Origin of the sequence: Veillonella criceti (assembly GCF_900460315.1) — a bacterium.
Taxonomy (GTDB): Bacteria; Bacillota; Negativicutes; order Veillonellales; family Veillonellaceae; genus Veillonella_A; species Veillonella_A criceti.
Window position 1 is genome coordinate 1,987,285 of sequence record NZ_UHIO01000001.1, and the last position, 21,167, is coordinate 2,008,451.

The 21,167-nt window shown below is 33.2% G+C and carries 21 protein-coding genes; all 21 read left to right on the top strand.

What is annotated here, in order from left to right; all coding sequences use genetic code 11:
• The first annotated feature begins 45 nt into the window (after positions 1–45).
• The 21 genes from DYE54_RS08935 to DYE54_RS09035 all read left to right on the top strand — a co-directional run bounded on the left by DYE54_RS08935 (position 46) and on the right by DYE54_RS09035 (position 21,030).
• Entirely contained in the window at positions 46–807 is a 762-nt protein-coding gene (locus DYE54_RS08935) for a glycosyltransferase family 2 protein (RefSeq protein WP_115310898.1), read from the top strand.
• Between the two features lie 12 nt (positions 808–819).
• A complete protein-coding gene (locus DYE54_RS08940; protein ID WP_115310899.1) occupies positions 820–1,956 on the top strand; it encodes a glycosyltransferase family protein in 1,137 nt (378 codons plus the stop codon).
• The gene (locus tag DYE54_RS08945; RefSeq protein WP_115310900.1) at positions 1,947–2,576 is read left to right on the top strand and encodes a hypothetical protein; all 630 of its coding nucleotides are present in this window, start codon (positions 1,947–1,949) and stop codon (positions 2,574–2,576) included. Before DYE54_RS08940 ends, DYE54_RS08945 begins: the two co-directional genes overlap by 10 nt.
• A gap of 110 nt (positions 2,577–2,686) precedes the next feature.
• Entirely contained in the window at positions 2,687–3,184 is a 498-nt protein-coding gene (locus DYE54_RS08950; RefSeq protein ID WP_172460585.1) for a hypothetical protein, read from the top strand.
• 49 nt (positions 3,185–3,233) lie between these two features.
• A complete protein-coding gene (locus DYE54_RS08955) occupies positions 3,234–4,106 on the top strand; it encodes a glycosyltransferase (RefSeq protein ID WP_115310902.1) in 873 nt (290 codons plus the stop codon).
• Between the two features lie 54 nt (positions 4,107–4,160).
• A complete protein-coding gene (gene glf, locus DYE54_RS08960) occupies positions 4,161–5,273 on the top strand; it encodes a UDP-galactopyranose mutase (RefSeq protein ID WP_115310903.1) in 1,113 nt (370 codons plus the stop codon).
• Positions 5,274–5,292: 19 nt separating this feature from the next.
• Complete coding sequence (locus DYE54_RS08965; protein ID WP_115310904.1) at positions 5,293–6,699, top strand: MATE family efflux transporter; 1,407 nt, start codon at positions 5,293–5,295, stop codon at positions 6,697–6,699.
• 29 nt (positions 6,700–6,728) lie between these two features.
• Positions 6,729–7,622 (top strand): glucose-1-phosphate thymidylyltransferase RfbA, encoded by an 894-nt coding sequence (rfbA, locus tag DYE54_RS08970; protein WP_115310905.1) that lies wholly within the window; start codon positions 6,729–6,731, stop codon positions 7,620–7,622.
• A gap of 13 nt (positions 7,623–7,635) precedes the next feature.
• A complete protein-coding gene (rfbB, locus tag DYE54_RS08975; RefSeq protein WP_115310906.1) occupies positions 7,636–8,664 on the top strand; it encodes a dTDP-glucose 4,6-dehydratase in 1,029 nt (342 codons plus the stop codon).
• An 18-nt stretch (positions 8,665–8,682) separates the two neighbouring features.
• On the top strand, positions 8,683–9,600 hold the full coding sequence (gene rfbD / locus DYE54_RS08980; protein WP_115310907.1) for a dTDP-4-dehydrorhamnose reductase: 918 nt from the start codon (positions 8,683–8,685) through the stop codon (positions 9,598–9,600).
• The gene (rfbC, locus tag DYE54_RS08985) at positions 9,581–10,132 is read left to right on the top strand and encodes a dTDP-4-dehydrorhamnose 3,5-epimerase (RefSeq protein WP_115310908.1); all 552 of its coding nucleotides are present in this window, start codon (positions 9,581–9,583) and stop codon (positions 10,130–10,132) included. Before rfbD ends, rfbC begins: the two co-directional genes overlap by 20 nt.
• A 53-nt stretch (positions 10,133–10,185) precedes the next feature.
• Positions 10,186–11,697: a capsule assembly Wzi family protein gene (locus DYE54_RS08990; protein ID WP_115310909.1), complete on the top strand. Its 1,512-nt coding sequence runs from the start codon at positions 10,186–10,188 to the stop codon at positions 11,695–11,697.
• A 231-nt stretch (positions 11,698–11,928) separates the two neighbouring features.
• Positions 11,929–13,056: an OmpA family protein gene (locus DYE54_RS08995; protein WP_172460586.1), complete on the top strand. Its 1,128-nt coding sequence runs from the start codon at positions 11,929–11,931 to the stop codon at positions 13,054–13,056.
• A 192-nt stretch (positions 13,057–13,248) separates the two neighbouring features.
• Positions 13,249–14,415: a multidrug effflux MFS transporter gene (locus tag DYE54_RS09000; protein ID WP_115310910.1), complete on the top strand. Its 1,167-nt coding sequence runs from the start codon at positions 13,249–13,251 to the stop codon at positions 14,413–14,415.
• Between the two features lie 326 nt (positions 14,416–14,741).
• Positions 14,742–15,833, top strand: a complete 1,092-nt coding sequence (locus DYE54_RS09005; protein WP_245935713.1) for a glutathione S-transferase C-terminal domain-containing protein — start codon at positions 14,742–14,744, stop codon at positions 15,831–15,833.
• 9 nt (positions 15,834–15,842) lie between these two features.
• Positions 15,843–17,201 carry an MmgE/PrpD family protein gene (locus tag DYE54_RS09010; protein ID WP_218564770.1) on the top strand — a complete coding sequence of 453 codons (1,359 nt, stop codon included), beginning with the start codon at positions 15,843–15,845 and terminating at the stop codon, positions 17,199–17,201.
• Between the two features lie 99 nt (positions 17,202–17,300).
• On the top strand, positions 17,301–18,143 hold the full coding sequence (locus tag DYE54_RS09015; protein WP_245935714.1) for a transporter substrate-binding domain-containing protein: 843 nt from the start codon (positions 17,301–17,303) through the stop codon (positions 18,141–18,143).
• Positions 18,144–18,161: 18 nt separating this feature from the next.
• Positions 18,162–18,890: an amino acid ABC transporter permease gene (locus DYE54_RS09020; protein ID WP_115310912.1), complete on the top strand. Its 729-nt coding sequence runs from the start codon at positions 18,162–18,164 to the stop codon at positions 18,888–18,890.
• 5 nt (positions 18,891–18,895) lie between these two features.
• A complete protein-coding gene (locus DYE54_RS09025; protein WP_115310913.1) occupies positions 18,896–19,618 on the top strand; it encodes an amino acid ABC transporter permease in 723 nt (240 codons plus the stop codon).
• 93 nt (positions 19,619–19,711) lie between these two features.
• Entirely contained in the window at positions 19,712–20,470 is a 759-nt protein-coding gene (locus DYE54_RS09030; protein ID WP_115310914.1) for an amino acid ABC transporter ATP-binding protein, read from the top strand.
• On the top strand, positions 20,467–21,030 hold the full coding sequence (locus DYE54_RS09035) for a GNAT family N-acetyltransferase (protein ID WP_172460587.1): 564 nt from the start codon (positions 20,467–20,469) through the stop codon (positions 21,028–21,030). Before DYE54_RS09030 ends, DYE54_RS09035 begins: the two co-directional genes overlap by 4 nt.
• Positions 21,031–21,167 lie beyond the last annotated feature (137 nt).

The following is a 21,167-nucleotide window of genomic DNA, read 5'->3' on the forward strand; positions in this document are numbered from 1 at the left end:
TTGAAGTATAAAATTTGTAAGTATTTTATATAGAGAGGATATAAAATGATTTTAGATTTAGTTTCAATTATTACACCTTGTTATAACGGAGCTCGATATATTGGAGAAACAATTGATTCTGTTTTAGCACAGACACATACTAATTGGGAAATGATTATTGTTGATGATGGATCTAAAGATGATTCAGCGCAAATTATAAAAGAATATGTAGAAAAAGATCCAAGAATAAAGTTCATCCAACAAAAAAATGCGGGGTCGGCAGCGGCAAGAAATAATGGGATTAGAAATGCTTCAGGGCAATATATTGCGTTATTAGATGCAGATGATATTTGGTTACCAGATTTTTTAAAAAAACAAATTAAATATATGAAAGACAATGATGGTATATGTGTAGCTGGATCTTATGGACTTATAGATGAACATTCAAAAGATATTTTAAGTCCTGTTCAAGTAAAAGAAATTATTACGATAAAGGATATGCGAGTTAGAGGGCAGGTTGGTTGCTTGACAGGATTATATGATTGTTCTAAATATGGGAAAATTTATTTAAAAGAAGAATTAAGAAGTTTACGTGATGACTATGCGTATTGGTACGATATTGTTTCGTTAGAAGGTGTCATTTATGGAAATCCAGAAATTTTAGCTAAATATAGGGTGTTAAGTAATAGTACTACTGGAAATAAAATTAAACTAATAAAGCCACAATATAAATTTTATCGAAATTATTTGAAAGAAGGTAGAATTGAAGCATTTATCAATTTAATACGTTGGGGATCTGTAGGAATAAAAAGATTTTTCAAAATATAGCTGAGGATTACAATGAAAGTTTTATTTATAAGAGCTAATAAAGGGCTACCAGATTCTAGAGTAGAAAAGGAATTATATTCTTTATCTAAAGAACACGAGGTTGAACTATTAGGTTGGAATAGAGAGGAAAATACTGAGAATATAGAAGAAAAGAATATTGCCATTAATAATAAAAACTTTAAGTATTATTGGATTGGTATTAAGGCTCCACAAGGAGAAGGATTTAAAAAAATACTTTTTCCCATGCTTAAATTTTGGATTACTATTTGCATTTTCTTATATAAAAATAGTGGTAAATATGATGTAGTACATTTTTGCGATTTTGATACATCGGCTATAGCTTTTTTTGTTGCGAAATTTAAAAAAATGAAAATTGTATATGATATTTTTGATTATTATGCAGATTCTCATAATGCTCCTAAGTTTATTAAATCAATAATTAAAAAATGGGAAAACTATATAATAAATAATAGTGACACTGTTATTTTGTGTAGCGAAAAACGAAGAGAGCAAATTTTACCAGCAAAAGCAAAAAAAATTATTATAATTAATAATAGTCCTAGTAAAGCAATTGAATTTGAAAATATTAACTTGCAGGGGGATGGAACACGTAAAAGATTAGTATATGTAGGGATGTTATCTGAAGATCGATTGTTAGATAAAATTGCACAAGTAATAATAACACGTAATGATATAGAATGGCATGTTGCAGGTATGGGGATATTAGCGCCATACTTTGAAAAAATCTCCAAGAAATATGATAATATTTTTTATTATGGAAAAATATCGTATCCTCAAGCTCTCTGTTTAGAATCTCAATGTGATTATATGACTGCTATTTATGATCCTCAGGTATCTAATCATAAATATGCTGACCCTAATAAATTTTATGAGGCAATTCTATTGAGAAAACCTATAGTTGTACTTAAGGGAACTGGGATAGATGAAGTTGTGATAAATAAAAAGTTAGGCATTGTTCTTGATTATAATGTAAAAAATTTTAAAAGAGATTTTAGTAATGCATTAAATAATCTTGTAGAAAAAAATGAGATATATTTTAATAGAACAAACGCGTCAATTTTATCTGATACAGTTTACTCTTGGGAAATAATGGAGAAAAGATTATTGGAGGCATATAAATGGCTATAGACCCATTATTAAGAGAAAACGCTCGGATGAGCAAAATTATAAGTTGTATTTTAGTTTTTTTACCTTTATTAGATATTTATGAAATTCCTATATTGCCAATATCAATATCTGAAATAATATTAATTTTTTTAGTTTTATATTCTTTGTTTTTGCGAAATATAATTTTAAGCAATTATGCATATATATTTTTTTTGATATATGCATTTACTACATCTTTAATTATTGCGAATTTAAATAATTATTTCTACATTGATGAATGGATTTTTAAGTGGGGAAGGATTATTTTATATTCTTATTGTTTTTTATCTTTGGCTCCTCAATATTTAAATTTGAATATTTTTGTTATAACTATAAAAAGGTTAAGTGTTTTTTTTGCGATTATTCAAATTTTGCAATCTTTTCTGTGGTATATTTTAGATATACCTCTTTATTTTATTGTTCCAGGTATAAAATTGCATTATGTTATTAGCGATTATAATGAATATATTCAGCATTTGATGGAATGGGGGGGAGCAACATGGAGGCCTTCTAATTTTTTCTTAGAACCTGCACTTTTTTCTTTTTATGCTGTTGTTGCGTTAATATCATTTTTATTTTTACAAAAAATAAAGAGAACCTAGTAGGCCCTATACTAATTACTCTTTCTATTTTTTTAGCAGGGAGTGCATTAGGAATTATCATATCAATTATAGTTTGGTTTATGTGGGGATACCATTTTAGCCGAAAAAATATGATAAGATATTTACCGCTGTTTATTATTATAATAATTAGTGGTATTTTATTTGTTTTTATAGATAATTCTGTAATGAATCAAGTAATGTATAGAGTAGGGACTATTGGTGAGGAAAATTCTTCAACTGGAAGTTTAAGATTATTAAGAGGTATGGCTATTTTTGAAAGGCTCCCAATTGAGTTACAAATCTTGGGAGTTGGGCTTGGAAGTTTAAAATCTTATTTAGTTACAAATTTCATTGTCACTATATACGATAATAATTTACCTATAGGTAATGAATACATGAATACGTTATCATATATTTTAGTGAATACAGGTATAGTAGGAATAACTTTTTTTATAATTTTTGTTGGTACTCTATTTTATAAATATCAAGAATATGGAAAACGGGTTCTTATAATTTGTTGGCTGTTTTTTTCTATTGCTTCATCAGATTTTTTAAGTATTAATTATGTATATCCTCTAATGCTAATTACGTCTAGAAGTAATAATTGATATTTAAAGTATAAGATAAAAAATAAATTTTGGGTTTAAGAGGCTAAATATGGAAATTCAAAAAATAGCTTGTGTTGTGTTAAATTATAATGATGCTGAAGAGACTATTAAGTATGTATCTTGGGTTAAAGAATTAGATTTTTATTCTATAATTATCGTGGTAGATAATAATTCATCTGATGGTTCATATGAATTATTAAAGCAATTATCTTGTGAGAAAGTTTATGTTGTTCAATCTGATAAAAATGGTGGATATGGATATGGGAACAACTTTGGTATAAGAATTGCTAAAGAAAAATATCAGTGTGATATGGCTTTTATTTCAAATCCAGATGTATCATATAGTGAAGAAAGCATTGCTAATATGGTAAAGTATTTAAATGAAAATCCTACTTGTGCAGCTGTTACAGGTCTACAATATAACGGGTTCACAAAAAAGCCAATAAAAGATATTGCTTGGAAATTGCCTACTTATAAGAATTGTTTACTCATTAATTTGTATTTGGGTAGAAAATTCAATAAAGATATGTATTATCAATTGAGTGAAAAATATGAAATTGTCGATTGTATTCCCGGTGCTTTTTTAGGGGTTAAAATTGATGAATTTTTACTTTGTGGTGGATATGATGAGCGACTTTTTTTATACTGTGAAGAGGCTACGTTAGCCTATCGATTAAAGGAACAAGGTTTGTATACATGTTTATTGACAAATGAATCTTATTTCCACTATGTGTCAACGTCGATTTCTAAAAATATTCCTAATGCAGTTAAAAGGCATAAACTGCTTTTAAATAGTTATTATTTTTATATTGAGAATTATTTAAAAGTGAATTTTAGTAAAAGAATTTTAGCAAAACTAGTTTTTAAAGTGTCTATTTTAGAAGAGTATTTAAAAACTTTTATTCGAAGTGTAAAAAATTAGTAGAAGTATAAATTAATCAAATATATTTTTAGAATAGTAAGTGAGGTGTTAATAATGTATGATTATTTAATTGTTGGTGCGGGCTTATATGGGGCTGTTATGGCTCATGAGTTAAAAAACTTAAATAAAAAGATTTTAGTGATTGATCGACGTGAGCAGATTGGTGGAAATGTTTATACTAAAGAAATAAATGGAATTCAAGTACATCAGTATGGTGCACATATATTTAATACTCATTCTACTGAAGTGTGGGAATACGTACAGCAATTTGCTAAGTTTAATAGATTCACAAATTCACCAATTGCAAATTATAAGGGGGAAATTTTTTCCTTACCATTTAGCATGTATACATTTAATAAAATGTGGGGAGTTATAAAACCTGAAGAAGCTAAAGTTATTATAGAAAAACAAAAAAAAGAATCAGGGATTATTGAGCCACAAAATTTAGAGGAGCAGGCTATAAGTTTAGTTGGAAAAGATATTTATGAGAAATTAATTAAAGGATATACTGAAAAACAATGGGGACGAGCTTGTAAAGATTTACCTTCTTTTATTATAAAGCGATTACCAGTACGATTTATATATGATAATAATTATTTTAATTCTCCCTATCAAGGGATTCCTATTGGTGGATATACAAATATGGTCGCTAATATGTTGAAAGATATTGAGATTGAATTGGGTGTTGATTATATTAAAAATAGACAAGTCTATAGTAAGATGGCTAAAAATATTATATATACGGGCCCAATAGATGAATATTTTGATTATAAAGTAGGAAATTTGGAATATCGTTCAGTAAGATTTGAAACAGAAGTGCTTGATATATCTAACTTCCAAGGGAACGCTGTTGTTAATTATACTGATGCTGAAACTCCTTGGACTAGAATTATTGAACATAAATGGTTTGAGTTTGGTAAAGATCAATCCGGAAAAGATATAGAAGGTACTGTAATTTCAAGAGAATATAGTTCTGAATGGTCTCGTGGAGATGAACCATATTATCCAGTTAATGATGAACGTAATAATTTACTTTATAAAAAATATGTGGAACTTGCAAAGCAAGAATCTAATGTACATTTTGGTGGCAGATTAGCAGAATATAAATACTATAATATGGACGCAGTTATTGCAACTGCACTGTCTTCAGTAAAAAAGGTATTATAGTATAATCCGAGAGGGGAAGATGAATCAATCTCGTTTTTTACAGAATATTTCTTATTCTTTTGGCGCTAATATTTTATCGTTATTAGTATCGGTTATAATGGTTATTATCGTTCCTAAATTTTTGTCTTTAGAAGCGTATGGTACATGGCAATTGTTCTTGTTTTATTTCTCTTATATAGGTTTTTTTCATTTTGGCTGGATTGATGGATTGTATCTTAGATATGCTGGAAAGGATTATAGAAAACTAGATCCTAAGTTATTTTCAGGACAATTATTAGGTATATTTATTTTACAATTGATTATTGCTAGTATAATAGTTTTTTATTCTTTATATTATGTTGAAATATCTAATAAGAGAGAAGTTTTAATGGGATTAGCAATATTAACTCCTATGGTAAACCTAAATAATGCATATAACCAAATTATGCAATTTACAAACCGAATAAAAGATTATGCTAAATTATTATCTTTAGAACGTATTTTATTGTTATTATTTGTGTTTGTATTTATCTTTTTAGGATATAATTCATATACAGATTTATATTTTGCTAAACTTATATCCGTTACTATTGTTTTTTTATTTAGTATTTTTATTACTAAATCTTTAGTGACTTTTTCTTTATACTCCCCTGGTTCTATTTTAAAAGAAGCTAAACTTAATATTGAAGCTGGTAGTAAATTAATGTTTGCTAATATTGCTAGTATGCTTATTATAGGCTGTATCCGTTATGGAATTTCCGAAGGCTGGGATATTGAGACTTTTGGGAAAGTTTCATTAACTTTAGGGATTTCAAATTTTCTGTTAATTTTTATTAATGCACTAAGTGTTGTATTCTTTCCTGTTATAAAACGAGCAGAGGAGAAAGAATTAGTAAATTTATACATATACATTAGAACTTTATTATCAGTGATATTGTTAGCATTATTATTGTTGTTTTATCCTCTAAAAGAAGGGCTTGTGTGGTGGTTACCACAGTATGAAGATAGTTTTATATTTATGTCGGCATTATTTCCTATATGTATTTTTGAAGGGCGCGTACAATTATTAGTTAATACATATTTAAAAAGTCTAAGAGAAGAGACTTTAATGTTAAAAATTAATTTAGCATCAGTGATTTTAGGATTTTTTGTTACATTACTTACAGTTTTTATACTCCATAATTTGTTATTAACTGTATTTGCTATTGTATTTGTATATGGATTTCGTTGTATTTTGTCAGAAGTTTTTTTACAGAAAATTCTTAACATAACATTATATAAAGACTTTATTATAGAAATGATTTTAATCTTAGTTTTTATAATAAGTGGAACATTTTTTTATAGTATATATTCTGCTTTATTATATTTGTTGTTATATTTAGTATATATTCTTTTTAATAAGTCAATAGTAATCGAACTATATAATAAATTGAATAAATCAATTTAAAATTATTTATTAATGCTGGGATGGATATTATGAAAGGTATAATTTTAGCAGGTGGAAGTGGCACTCGTTTATATCCACTTACATTGGTAACCTCAAAGCAGTTGTTGCCAGTATATGATAAGCCGATGATATATTATCCTTTATCGACTTTAATGTTAGCAGGGATTCGGGATATATTAATTATTTCTACACCAAATGATTTGCCTAATTTTGAAAGATTATTAGGAGATGGTTCTGCTTATGGAATTCAATTAAGTTATAAAGTTCAACCTTCTCCTGATGGATTAGCTCAAGCGTTTATTTTAGGTGAAGATTTTATTGATGGTGAGCCTTGTGCAATGATTTTGGGGGATAATATATTCTATGGTGCTGGATTAAGTAAGTACTTAAAAATGGCAGTAGAGTCAGTACAAGAAGGTCAGAGTGCCAATGTTTTTGGTTATTATGTAGAGGATCCAGAGCGCTTTGGTGTTATAGAGTTTGATGATGAAGGACGGGCCATTTCAATTGAAGAGAAGCCGAGAAGCCCAAAATCAAATTATGCTGTAACAGGATTATATTTTTATGATGAACATGTATGTGAATATGCTAAGCAAGTTACACCGTCAGCGCGTGGTGAACTGGAAATTACTGATTTAAATAAGATTTATTTAAATCGAGGTGAACTAAAAGTAACTACGTTGGGGCGTGGTTATGCATGGTTAGATACGGGGACAATAGATAGCTTGAATGAGGCATCTCAATTTGTTAGAGCTATTGAAACTCGTGCAGGTATACAAATTTCTGCATTAGAAGAAATATCATTTAATAATGGCTGGATTTCAAAAGAGATTTTATTAGAGAATGCTATAAAATATGGAAAAGCACCGTATGGTCAATATTTAAAAAAAGTGGCAGACGGAAAAATTTTAAAAGAACAGTAAAGGGATATTTAATATGAAGATAATAGTAACAGGTGGAGCAGGCTTTATTGGTGGTAATTTTGTACATTTGATGGTAAATAAATATCCAGAGGATCATATTATTTGTTTAGATGCATTAACTTATGCAGGAAATTTAGCCACTTTAAAGAGCGTAATGGATAAACCTAATTTTTCATTTGTTAAAGGTGATATTGCTAATCGTGAGTTTATATATGACTTATTTGAAAAAATCAAGCCAGATATAGTTATAAATTTTGCAGCCGAGAGTCATGTAGACCGTTCTATTTTAGATCCGGAAGTTTTTTTACGAACTAATGTTATTGGTACGAGTGTTTTAATGGATGCATGTCGAAAGTATGGTATTACGCGGTATCATCAAGTTTCTACTGATGAGGTATACGGAGATTTGCCATTAGATAAGCCAGATTTGTTTTTTACAGAAGCAACTCCTTTGCATACTTCATCTCCATATTCTGCCTCTAAGGCAAGTGCAGATTTATTAGTTTTAGCCTATCATAGAACGTATGGATTGCCAGTTAGTATTAGTCGTTGCTCTAATAACTATGGGCCTTATCATTTTCCTGAAAAGTTAATTCCTTTAATGATTATTAATGCTTTGCATAATAAGAGTTTACCGGTTTATGGTGATGGTTTGAATGTACGGGACTGGTTATATGTGACTGATCATTGTGAAGCAATTGATTTAATTGTGCGTCAGGGAAAAGTTGGAGAAGTTTATAACGTAGGTGGTCATAATGAAGTTAATAATTTGACTATTGTGAAAACAATTTGTTCGATATTAGGAAAATCGGAAAATTTAATTGAATATGTTACTGATCGTCAAGGCCATGATCGTCGATATGCAATTGATCCAGCAAAAATACATAGTGATTTGGGATGGCTTCCTAAAGTTAAATTTGAAGATGGTATTGTAAAGACTATTGAGTGGTATAAGCAAAATAAAGATTGGTGGGAGCCCATTATTTCTGGAGAGTATCAGAAATATTATGAGTCTATGTATCAAGGAAAATTCAATAATTAAGTATTGTTAGGTGATTCTATGAAAATATTAATTACAGGTGTGACAGGGCAATTAGGATATGATGTGGCTGTAGAAGCACTTAGTAGAGCCCATGAAGTTATTGGTATTTCACGAAGAGCATACACGATTAATAATACTAGATATAAAAACTTTATTTGCTCTATTACTGATGAAGCGAAAATTAAGGAAGTCTTTACTGCTGTTAAACCTGATGTAGTGATACATTGTGCTGCTTGGACAGCTGTTGATGCAGCTGAGGAGTCAGAGAATAAGGATATTTTGTATAAGACTAATGTAGAAGCGACAAAATATATTTCTAAGTGCTGTGAAGTAATAGATGCTAAATTGATATATATTAGTACTGATTATGTTTTTGATGGTCAGGGGACAGCCATATGGCAGGAAGCTGAGCAAAATTTACATCCTATTAATTTATATGGAGAGTCTAAATTATTAGGTGAACAGGCGATTCTTTCTGCTTTGAAGAAGTATTTTATTGTGCGAATTTCTTGGGTTTTTGGGATTAATGGTAATAATTTTGTAAAGACTATGTTAAGTGTTGGTCAAAAATATGATTCTTTAAAAGTGGTTAATGATCAAATTGGATTACCAACATATACTAAAGATTTAGCAGGATTATTACTTGATATGGCAGAGTCAACGTCTTATGGAATTTATCATGCTACCAATACTGGTTCTTATATTTCATGGTATGATTTTGCTAAAGAAATTTTTAAACAAGCTAATTATCAAACTAACGTAATTCCTGTAACCACGGATGAATACGGTATATCTAAGGCCAATAGACCCAAAAATAGTCGTTTATCGTTAAATAGATTAAGTGATAATGGATTTACACTGTTGCCGAATTGGAAAGATGCTTTACAGCGCTATTTGCAAGAATTGAGGAATGAGGATGAAATTAACAAAAACTAAATTAGAAGGCGTGATTATTTTAGAGCCTAAAGTATTTGGAGATAATAGAGGCTTTTTTATGGAAAGTTGGAGCAAGCGACAATTAGAAGAATTAGGCCTATATTATGATTTTGTACAAGATAATCACTCATCTTCAACACGAAGAGGGACTTTAAGAGGTATTCATTATCAGAAAGGTGAGCACAGTCAGGCTAAATTAGTTCGTTGTGTTAGAGGGGCGGTTTTTGATGTAGCGGTCGATTTAAGAGTTAAAAGCCCAACATATGGACAATGGATTGGCGTGGAATTGTCTGAAAAGAATAAGAAGCAGCTATTAATTCCGCGTGGGTTTGGACATGGATTTGTTACATTAACAGATGATGTAGAATTTATGTATAAAGCTGACAATTATTATTGCCAAGAGTCAGATAGAGGCATTCTGTGGAATGATCCTCAAATTAAGATTGAATGGGGGATTGATGAACCTATTTTATCTGAAAAAGATAAGAGGCATCCAGCTTTGAGTGAAATTAATGAAAGTGAATTATTTTAATTATATTTTATAATTATTAAAGTTAAAAAGGTTTTTGGGAAAGTGTGGTTATAATGAGAAAATCTTTGCTTACTTCTATGTTGGGGGTACTTTTTGCAAGTGCACTTCCTTTTGCTTCTGTTAGTGCGCAACATATTGTTTCGCCTAATGTACCTCAAGATTCATATGTATATGATTATATTGATAAACTTGATGCACTGGGATATTTACCAGAAGCTCGCCAAACTTCTAAGTCATATAATCGTTTGCAAGTTGCAAAATGGATTGTGACCATAGAAGAGGCTGTTGCACAAAAAGGGGCGAAAAGTCCTTTTGTAATAGCTATGCTAAATCAATTACGGGAAGACTTTGCAACAGAGTTAGAAATTTTGTCAACTGGTGAAGTTCCACATGAGTTCAACGTTACACAAGCAAAAGTTGGTATTGATGTAACTAAAGGAAAAACAATTTCACAAAATAGAACTAAATCCTCATATCAGCCTTTTGCAGTAAATAATAGCGGTTATGATTATGCTGATGGTGTAAATGGTAATGCATCATTTGAAGTTTCGGGATATTTAGGTAATAAATTTGCGGCAGAGATTACCCCTAGATTTGATATAGATAAGGATGATGCTGAACTCTCTTTAGCTCGTGGATATGTGAAAACGTATTTAGGAAGTATGGAAATTCAGATTGGTAAAGATGATATGTGGTGGGGACCTAATCAACGAGGTGTGTTAGGGATGACTACCAATGCTAAAGCTCAAACAGGCATTAAATTATCGTCTATTGATCCTATAGAAATTGGTGGGACATTTAAATTTTTAGGTAAAGTAAAACCAACTTTCTTTTTGTCTAAATTATCAGATAACCGTACTGATGTTAAGGAACCAAATTTATTTGGTGGTCGTATAGAGATTATGCCTAATAAGCGTTTAGTATTAGGTGCTAGTATGCTATCAATTGTAGGTGGGGAAGGAAATCATCTTTCTTCAAGTGACTGGGGAAATTGGCTAGTTGGTAAAAATGATGATTCTAATGATAAATGGAATAGTTTAGCTGGATATGATGTGATCTATAAAATGCCTAAAGTACAAATTTATGGTAGTATTTATGGGGAAGATCAATCTACGGGACTCGGGTTTATTCCATCACCATCGAAAATAGCTTGGAATGCAGGTCTATATTTGCCAACATTGTCAACTGATGGTCGTTGGGATTTACGAATTGAGGGTGGTAAAACTAATAATTGGTGGTATAATCATTGGGTTTTTACGGATGGCTTTACTCATAAAGGACATATAATGGGTGATTATATGGGGCATGATAGTCGACGTTTATATGCTCGCTTAGGTTATTTTGATGATAAGGCAAATCAAATTGGGCTTAATGTTGAGTATTTAGAGATGAATAAAAATAGTCTTGAAAAACCAGAAGTGTTGGCCGTATGGTTAGATGCTCGTCATCGCTTGCAAGAAGACCTGCTTCTTGAAGGTCGTTTAGGTGTAGCTTCTATTGATAGAAGTAAGTCTGGTGACACTACTGATTATATTGTGGGTGTTAATGTGACAAAAACATTTTAAATAAAGAATATTTATTCTAATTAGTGCCTCTTATACCAATGAGGTTGGGGCTGAGGAAATAGTTAGATTTGAAAATCTAATTGGTATAATGGTTTCTATTTGTAAAAATTGATAATATCTTTCTTTGTGAATATTCTATTGATTTTATGTCAATATAACTCTATAATTATATCAATATATCATTTTATTGTGTTATAGTTGTGTTGTAGTTTTACGAAAAGAGGAGATATTATGAAAAAAAGAGCTTTATTATTAGCAGTAGTAGCTGCTTGCGTAACGTCAGCCACTTTCGCGACTCCACAAACTCAATGGCAAGAAGGAGAATGGCAAGTAGATTTAGGGGCTTGGAATGTAGAAGCAAGTACTGATACTAATAAGTTATTTGGAGATGCCGGTATAGGTGATGTCACTACCAATGATAAATGGAATCTTCAAGGTGGTGTTACTTATGGTTTAAATAACTTGTGGGCTCTTCAATATAACTATTATGGGTTAGAAACTAAGGACAGTAATAGTACCGCTGATTTTCATACTGATGGTAATAGCCAAGAAGTAAATCTACTTTACTCTATTAACAAAAATTTTGCAGCTTATGCTGGCTGGAACCGTATTGATAATAAAATTAAAGGAGACGATGAAATCGGCTCTAGAAAGAATAATATTGCTCAAATTGGTATTATTGGTAAAGCTTCGTTAACAGATAAATTAGATGTATATGGCAAAGCTGCTATTGGTACTAAAAATACGACAATTTGGGAAGCTGGTCTTGGTTATAGTATTACTCCTGATTTAGATGTAAATGCTGGGTATCGTTATATAAATACTAAATTAGTTGATAAAGGCGATTATGATGTTATAGGCGATGATGCTAATATTAGTTATAAAGGTTTTATTGCTGGACTTTCTTATCGTTTTGGCAGCGATTCTTATGAAATAGAAGAACCAACGCCAGCGCCGGTATATCGTCCACAGTCGCAACCACAAACTGTGCCTGTAGTGCAACAAATGCCAGCACCTCGGAATGACTATTATTTAGAAAGTGTTCATTTTGGCTTTGATGAAGATCAACCATTAGGCACTGAACAATCTAAATTAGACCATTTTGTACAAGTTGCTAAAGCTAATCCAACGCATACTTTTAAATTAGTAGGTAATACTGATGCAAAAGGCTCGAATGATTATAATACTGCATTATCACAACGTCGTGTAAATAATGTAGCCGCATATGCACAGAGTCAAGGTGTTGCAGCTTCTCAATTAGTCCTTAACTACAAAGGCGAAGTAAATCCAGTATCCACCAATGATACAGATCAAGGCCGCGCCGATAATCGTCGTGTAGATATTTGGGAAAATAAATAAATCATATAATGAGATTTAATTTTACAAATGATATCATTTGTAGTAGAATACATTATTGTCTCGGTAAATAATTTTGTATGGCAACATACAATCAAAGAGGATTCCTCCATATGGGGGAATCCTTTTTTACTTAAATCATTGATAGATATTTAGGATAATATATTTAAAATAGAGTAGGAGGAATGGAAGTACATGAATACAATTACAATATTATTAATTGCTTTTATGGCTGCTATAGGGCCTTTAAGTACAGATATTTATTTGCCCGGGCTGCCTAATATAGCAGCTGATTTAGGCACGAATGCATCGGGGGGACAATTAAGTTTAACAGCTTGTTTTCTAGGATTAGCTATTGGTCAGATTATCATAGGTCCTTGGAGTGATGGGGTAGGGCGACGTAAACCAGCTATTTTATCGTTTATAGGATTTGCGATTACTTCATTTTTTTGTAGTACGGCGACTACGTTACCTATGTTTTTGCTTTGGCGTTTTGTACAAGGGCTAGCAGGCGCTGGTTGTATTGTATTAGCACGATCGATTGCGTCTGATAAATTTTCTGGAAATGAATTAACTCGCTTTATAGCCTTATTAGTTTTAATATCTTCCGTGGTACCCATCGCGGGTCCTATTATAGGAGGGTTTATCTTAGAAAAATTTACTTGGCCATATATTTTTATGTTACTTACTGTGGCTGGTATTATTGGTAGTATTGGTGTTTTGTGGCAATTACCGGAAACTCTTCCATTAGAAAAACGCATGGCTGGTGGCTTAAAAACATCATTACATAATATGCGTATATTATGGCAAAACACATCATATAGAGGTTATTTATTAGTGCAGGGGTTAACCGCTATGGGCTTATTTGGTTATATTGGAGCTGCACCGTTTATTATGGAAGAGATTTATGGATTTTCGCCTAGTGAATTTAGTATATTCTTTGGGATAGGGTCAGCTAGTTTTGCTGCTGCGGCACAAATCAGTGGTCGTATTAGCAAAGCATTCGGTGAACCACAGATTTTGAAATTAGGCATTGGGTTAGGCGGTCTGATTGGTTGTGGTTTGCTATTGGCATCGTTTATTCAGCCTGAAACCCCATATATAGTAGCGGCTCTGTTGATAGGTTTGATTTTTAGCTGTGGCGTTACTTTGCCATTGAGTTTTTCATGTGGTATGAATTCACATGTAGGCATAGCCGGTAGTGCTTCGGGCTTATTGGGTGTCATGTCATTTTTAGCAGGTGCTGTTGCTTCTCCGTTAGTCGGATTAGGTGGTTCCCATACGATGTGGCCATTAGCCATTTTAGTTATGGTTGTACATGGGGGCGCTATTATTGTAATGAGACGATGGGCTCTTTCTTAATCCTAATTGTTAGCGTTGAATTAATCTATCATTATATAGTGAAAAATTCTTATATTAAATAATTTTTGAATAAAGTAGTGTATAAAACAGTGGCTATTATATATTGATTTTAGTATATAATAGCCACTATTTTATTTATATTTATTACAAATATAGTTTCAGTATTCATTAGATAATAGGTAAAAATTAATCATACTTTATTGACAGGAATTAATGCGCGGTGTAAAATGAATGCACATTCATATATAAATTTGGATGTTTTTTATTTTTATCAGTTATTCCTATACAAAAAGAAGGAATTAAAACTTATACTAAGGAGAGAGAGTATGATTAAAGACAAATCTATTGAAGAAGCTAGAGCTGAGATTCATTTTACTCGAAAAATGAATGCGTGCCCTATTGATTTTTCCCCATTTCAATCGAGTAATCCAAGAGCTATAGGGGAACAAAAAGAATATGAAGGCCGTGATGCATCTAACTTTAATCGTCGTCAAAAATATGCAGATCCAGAAGAGCCTCAATTTACAACGCCATTTGGTGATGGTGAAGGAGAACTTCCAGTAGAAGAAGGTCGTTACCGTTTAGTTTGGTCTCGTCATTGCCCTTGGGCTAATCGTGTGTCTATCGCTATTGATTATTTAGGGTTAGATAAAGTAATTTCTAAAGGCGTAGTAGATCCGCTCCGTCCTGCTGGCGTTATTGGGGATTGGTTCTTTACTCTTGATGAGGGGGATGTGGATCCTGTTCTTAAAATTCACTCTTTAGGGGAGGCTTATCGTAAAGGTAATCCTAATTATGATCAACGTTCGACTGTACCTGCCATTGTAGATGTGCAAACAGGAGCTGTGGTTAATAATGACTATCATGTGTTGACTACGGATATTGCTGTGGCATTTAAAAAATTGGCAGATCCTACAGTACCAGATATTTATCCAGAAGAGTTGAGAGATGATATTGACGCTCTTAATGAAGTAATTTATGCGGATGTCAATTTAGCTGTTAATTTGGCGGCTATGGTGAATAATCAGAAAGATTATGAATTCTATTTTGATCGAATTTTTAATCGTTTAGATTGGCTCGAAGAACGTCTTAGCCGTATGCGTTATCTTATGGGGGATACAATTACAGATCCAGATATTCGTCTATTCGTAACATTGCAACGTTTTGATCTCGTGTTTTATCAAAAATACTTTGTTAATAAGAAACGTTTGGTTGATTATCCAAATCTTTGGAATTATGCTAAAGATTTATATTCCATTCCTGCTTTTGGTAATAATACAGACTTTGATTCCATGCGTAAACGTTTTTATTATGTGGATTATACACCGATTGAAGATTTACCACGTTTAGTTCCGAAAGGACCTGATGATGCTATTTGGTTAGAACCTAATGACCGTGCTGAGAAATTTGCAAAATAAGGAATTTTTATGAAAGAGATGGATGAAAACACAGCCACTATTGTGGAATTAATTCAGACTACCAATCTAATAGATAGACCTGATTTGTTAGCATTGGCTAAAGTTGCTTTTATTGATTATGTAGCCTCTACCTTGGCTGCTTCTAAGGAGCCTAAGGTAGTGGCTACAGCACAGCAACTTGCAACGCGTAAACGTGTTGCTCATAATCGAAAGCTAATAGGTCAACCGTATGAAGCGGCACCTGAGTATGCGGCCTTTTTTAATGGCTTTTGTTCTCACTATTTAGATTATGATGATGCACAGGCCAATATTGCCGGTCATTTTAGTACCGTGCTATTTTCTGTTCTGCTGTCTGTTGCTAAACCCACTGATATGGTGTTAGATATTTTGACTGCTTATGTAGTAGGTGCTGAACTAGAAGGTTTGCTAGGTGCCTATCTAAATCCACAACATAAATTGGTTGGTTGGCATTCTACAGGTACGATAGGTCCTTTAGGTGGTGCGGCCGCTTTAGCTAAATTAGCTAAGCTTACCGCGTCTGAAACGGCTCAATTATTATCGTTAGCAGGTACACAATCGGCAGGAATGGCTTTTCAAGCCGGATCAGATACTAAACCGCTTCATGCAGGGTTAGCGGCTCGTAATGCGGTCTTTGCTTTTTGGCTCTTACAAGAAACAAAATTAACTGCGAACCAGAATGTATTTAATAATGAGACCGGTTGGCTTAAGACATTAGGTGCTGTTGATATAGAGCCAACACAGTTACAATCACAGTGGTTACAGCCAGGGCAAATTAAAGAACCTGGCTTATGGATGAAGCTACATCCTTACTGCTCGGCAGCTATTTGTGGTGCTTCTGCTTGTGAAAAAATTCGTAAGCAATATCTAGTTCCAAGAGGATATAGTTGGGCAGATATTGAGCGCGTTACCTTTCACTTTCCGCCAAAGGCAGATACTGCTTTGCGATATAGCGCACCACAGAGTGGACAAGAAGGTCGTTTTTCTATGGAATTTGTTGGTTGGCAAATGTTAGCTTTAGGTCATATTGAAGACGATTTATTTAAACAGGCATCGGTACCGGAGGGATTTGTAGAATCACTGCAAGCAGGTCGTTTTTGTCGAAAGCATGATTTGCCTGAAGTCGCTAAGGATGTACGGATTACGAAAGTTACTGTGCAGGTAAAAGATGGGCAAGAATTTTCCTATATGGAAACGGCACCATTAGGCTCCCCTGCAAATCCATTTACTGCGGATATCTTATCTATAAAATTGGCTAACGCGACATCAACTAAAATGAGTGAAACCTTATTAGCGGTTATGAAAGATTGGCCACAGGGTACTATGGCTGAGATATTAAAACTTTTATAAGTCAATGATTTATAGAAAGAAATCAGTATATATTTACATAAAAGATAGTAATTAAATATTGAAATACATAAAATGTTGTGAAAAGAGATGAGGAATAGTATGAAGTTAAGAAAATATTGGAAGCGTGCAGCCTTATTAGGTACTTTGGTATTAGCTTTGGGGGTAGTTGCTGGTTGTGGTAGTGATGAAAGTACGGATACAGCCACTGTAAATCCCGATGCAAAAGTAGTAAATGTAGCTACGCGAGGTACATCGAAACCATTTTCTTATACGAATGATGATGGTACATTAACGGGGTATGATGTAGAGATATTGAAGGAAGTAGAACGACGTGATTCAAGCTTGCATTTTAACTTTAAGCCAATGGCTGTAGATGCGGCATTTGTAGCAATGGATGCAGGTCAAGTAGATATGATTGCGAACCAAATGCGTAATAATCCACAGCGAGCTGCGAAATATATTTATACTAAAGAAATTAATAATTACACAGTTCGGAAGTTAGTAGTTAAAAAAGGGCGCACTGATATTCATTCTTTAAAGGATTTAGAAGGGAAAACAGTAGCTGCAACTACTAATTCAGAATTTGTAGATTTATTAAAACAATATAATGAAACGGCAACAACTCCAATTAATGTTATTTATACAGATAAGGGGACGGTAGAAACATTAAACTTAGTAGCTACTGGTCGTGCAGATGCAGCTGGTGAATATGAATACATGGTAACTACGGCTCAGAAAGATCGTAATTTACCAGTTGAATCTGTGGGTGATACATTAACGGATGTTCCTACTTATTTCTTACTTCGTAAAGATCCTGAAATGCAAAAAGTAGCAGATAAGATTGACGCACAAGTAAAAGCTATGCGCGCCGATGGGACTCTTAAAAAATTATCTGAGCAGTATTTAGGTGGTGACTATACAGTAGAACCAGCTAAGCAATAGTTGGTAGGGAGGAATAGTATGGGACAGTATTTTGATGTAGCCTATATGGTGAAATCCTTTCCAATCCTATTAACATCGCTTAATATAACATTAACTATTACGATTGTAGCAACTATATTGGGTATTTTATTAGGATGCCTAATTGCCATTGCGCGTGTTAACAGAGTGCCTGTTTTAAAACAGGCACTTACTGTTTATGTCTCATTTATGAGAGGAACTCCTTTTTTAGTACAACTGTTTTTAATTTATTTTGGAGTGCCTGAAATTTTGAGTCATGTAGGTATTAGCACTAAGAATGTACCCGGCTTATTATTTGTTCTTGTTGTATTTACATTACATATAGGGGCTTATAGTTCTGAAATTTTGCGCAGTAGTATTTTGACGGTGTCACAAGGTGAAAAAGAAGCCGCTATGAGTTTAGGGATGACTAGTTTTCAAAGTTATCGCCGCATTATTTTACCACAAGCGTTTACTATGGCGATTCCGCCATTAATTAATAGTGTGATTGGTATGATGAAAGGTACATCTTTAATTTTTAATGTAGGTGTAGTAGATATTATGCGTCGTGCTGATTTAATGGGAGCTAATTCACAGCGTAGTTTAGAGTTATTTGTAGATGTTGCTATTATCTATGGGTTATTAGTATTGATTATTTCATTAATTGGGCGATTTTTAGAGCGTCGTTATACTATTAGTGAGCGCGTTGCACGGATGACGGCAAACCGTACCGTTGCTAGTAAGGGGTGAGGCACATGGAATCAACCAGTATTATTAGCTTTCAATACATAAGCGGTACTTTTTGGTATGTATTAGGATATGTAAAAGTAACTTTGTGGCTTACGTTTGCTAGTGTAGGCCTTGGTGTAGTATTAGGTTTACTTAGCTCGGTGGCACAGCTTAATCGAATACCGATTATGAGTCAGATGGCAGATATTTTTGTTATTGTATGTCGTAGTTTGCCTAATATGGTATTACTTTATTTAGTATATTATGGTTTACCTATTGTATTCCTTGCCTTAGAAGATCAGACGGGTGTTCATGTACCATATGAAAAAGTACCAGCTTCGTTAGTCGCTGTAGTGGGCTTAACCTTGCATACAGGAGCCTATTTGAGTGAAATTTTCCGCGCCGCGATTCAGTCAGTTCCTAAAGGGCAAGTAGAAGCTGCATTAGCTATTGGCATGACATGGACACAAGCATTTCGTCGTATTGTGTTACCACAGGCTACCGTATTTGCCTTGCCTTTATTCGCTAATCAGTTCTTAAATACGATGAAAAGTACTAGTATAGTATTTATTATTACCGTAGTAGAATTATTGGGGGCTGCGAAGCTTTATGTGGAAGATAATTCAGCCTATTTTGAAGCGTATATTGTAGTAGCGCTTATTTATTGGGGATTAGGAATTATTTTTGAGTTTATTTTTGAACAGTTGGAGCACCGGTTGAGTCAATATAAACGAGGTAATGCTGTGTAAGTAAAGTATATCTATATGTATTTAGTTACATAAGATTATAGTATTAGCATGTCTAATGGCGTATATATAGATTAATTGAGAGTAGAGGATTCTATGATTGAGATACAAAATGTGAGAAAATCCTTCGGGAATCGTGAAATTTTGAAGGGCATAGATATAACGGTACCGACAGGGTCGGTTACTGTTATTCTGGGGCCTTCAGGGAGTGGTAAAACTACATTTTTACGGACGCTTAACTTTTTAGAAAAAGCGGATGCTGGAAAAATGACCTTGAATGATGTGACGGTAGACTTACATAATGCATCAAAGAAAGAAATATTACATATTCGTCGCAACACATCTATGGTATTTCAGATGTATAATCTATTTTCTAATATGACGGCTCTTGAAAATGTTATGGAAGGGCTTGTGACTGTTAAAGGGATGAAAAAATCGGAAGCTCGTATTAAAGCTGAAAAATGTTTGGAAGCAGTTGGGATGAAAGACTTTGCAGATTATTATCCCGTACAACTATCTGGAGGTCAACAACAGCGTGTTGGTATAGCCCGGGCGATTGCAATGGATCCGGCTGTCATATTATTTGACGAACCAACCAGTGCGCTTGATCCTGAACTTGTGGGTGAAGTGTTGGGGGCGATTAAAACGATTGCTCGTGAAATGCATGTTACCATGATTGTCGTTACCCATGAGATTGGCTTTGCTAAAGAAGTAGCTGATCAAGTTATCTTTATGGAACAAGGTGTTGTAGTAGAACAAGGAACGGCCAAAGAAGTGATTAGTAATCCTCGTGAAGAGCGTACTCGCCAATTTTTAAATCGCTACTTAGGACAGTGGGAGGATTATGTAATATGAGTCAAACTGATGTAGATAATCAAAATATGGATAAACAAGTTAAGTCAATTCGTATTGAATCACTTGATAATCTTACGTATCGTCAATTGACTGAGGCTGATGGAGCTGTGTATTACCAAGTTCTTCATGAGGGGTATGCTAGCAATTTAGAGTATGGTGTTGATTTTTCAGCTAGTCATATGACTGAAGTAGATGCTACAGCTTGGCTGAGGGAACATCCTACATATGGTTTATTTGTAGCCGAGCAATTAGCGAGTTCCATTACCTTGCGTATGCCATGGGGGCCGAAGCCAGGGCCGCGGGAGTATCCGCATATTGGTCATTTTGTAACGTCACCACATTTCAAAAATCAAGGCTATGCAAAGAAATTGCTTCAATGGTTAGAATCAGAGGTTTTGCATAATCAGTTAAAGGCCCCATTAGTTACTTTGGGCACGGCGGATACACATCCCTGGCTTAAGGATATGTATATAAGTTTAGGGTTCACGATTACGAAAGTAATGCAACTGCCGGGACTTACACATCAAACAATTTATTTTGAAAAGAAAATTTCACAATAAGGCAGTAATAGAAATATTTTATATATAATATTTAATAAGGTAAGCTAGGTGTTAGCAAAAATTTGTGGTATACTGCAGTGGGAGATAGTATTCTGCGGAAACTATACTCTATCTGACACACAATGCTTCATGTATAT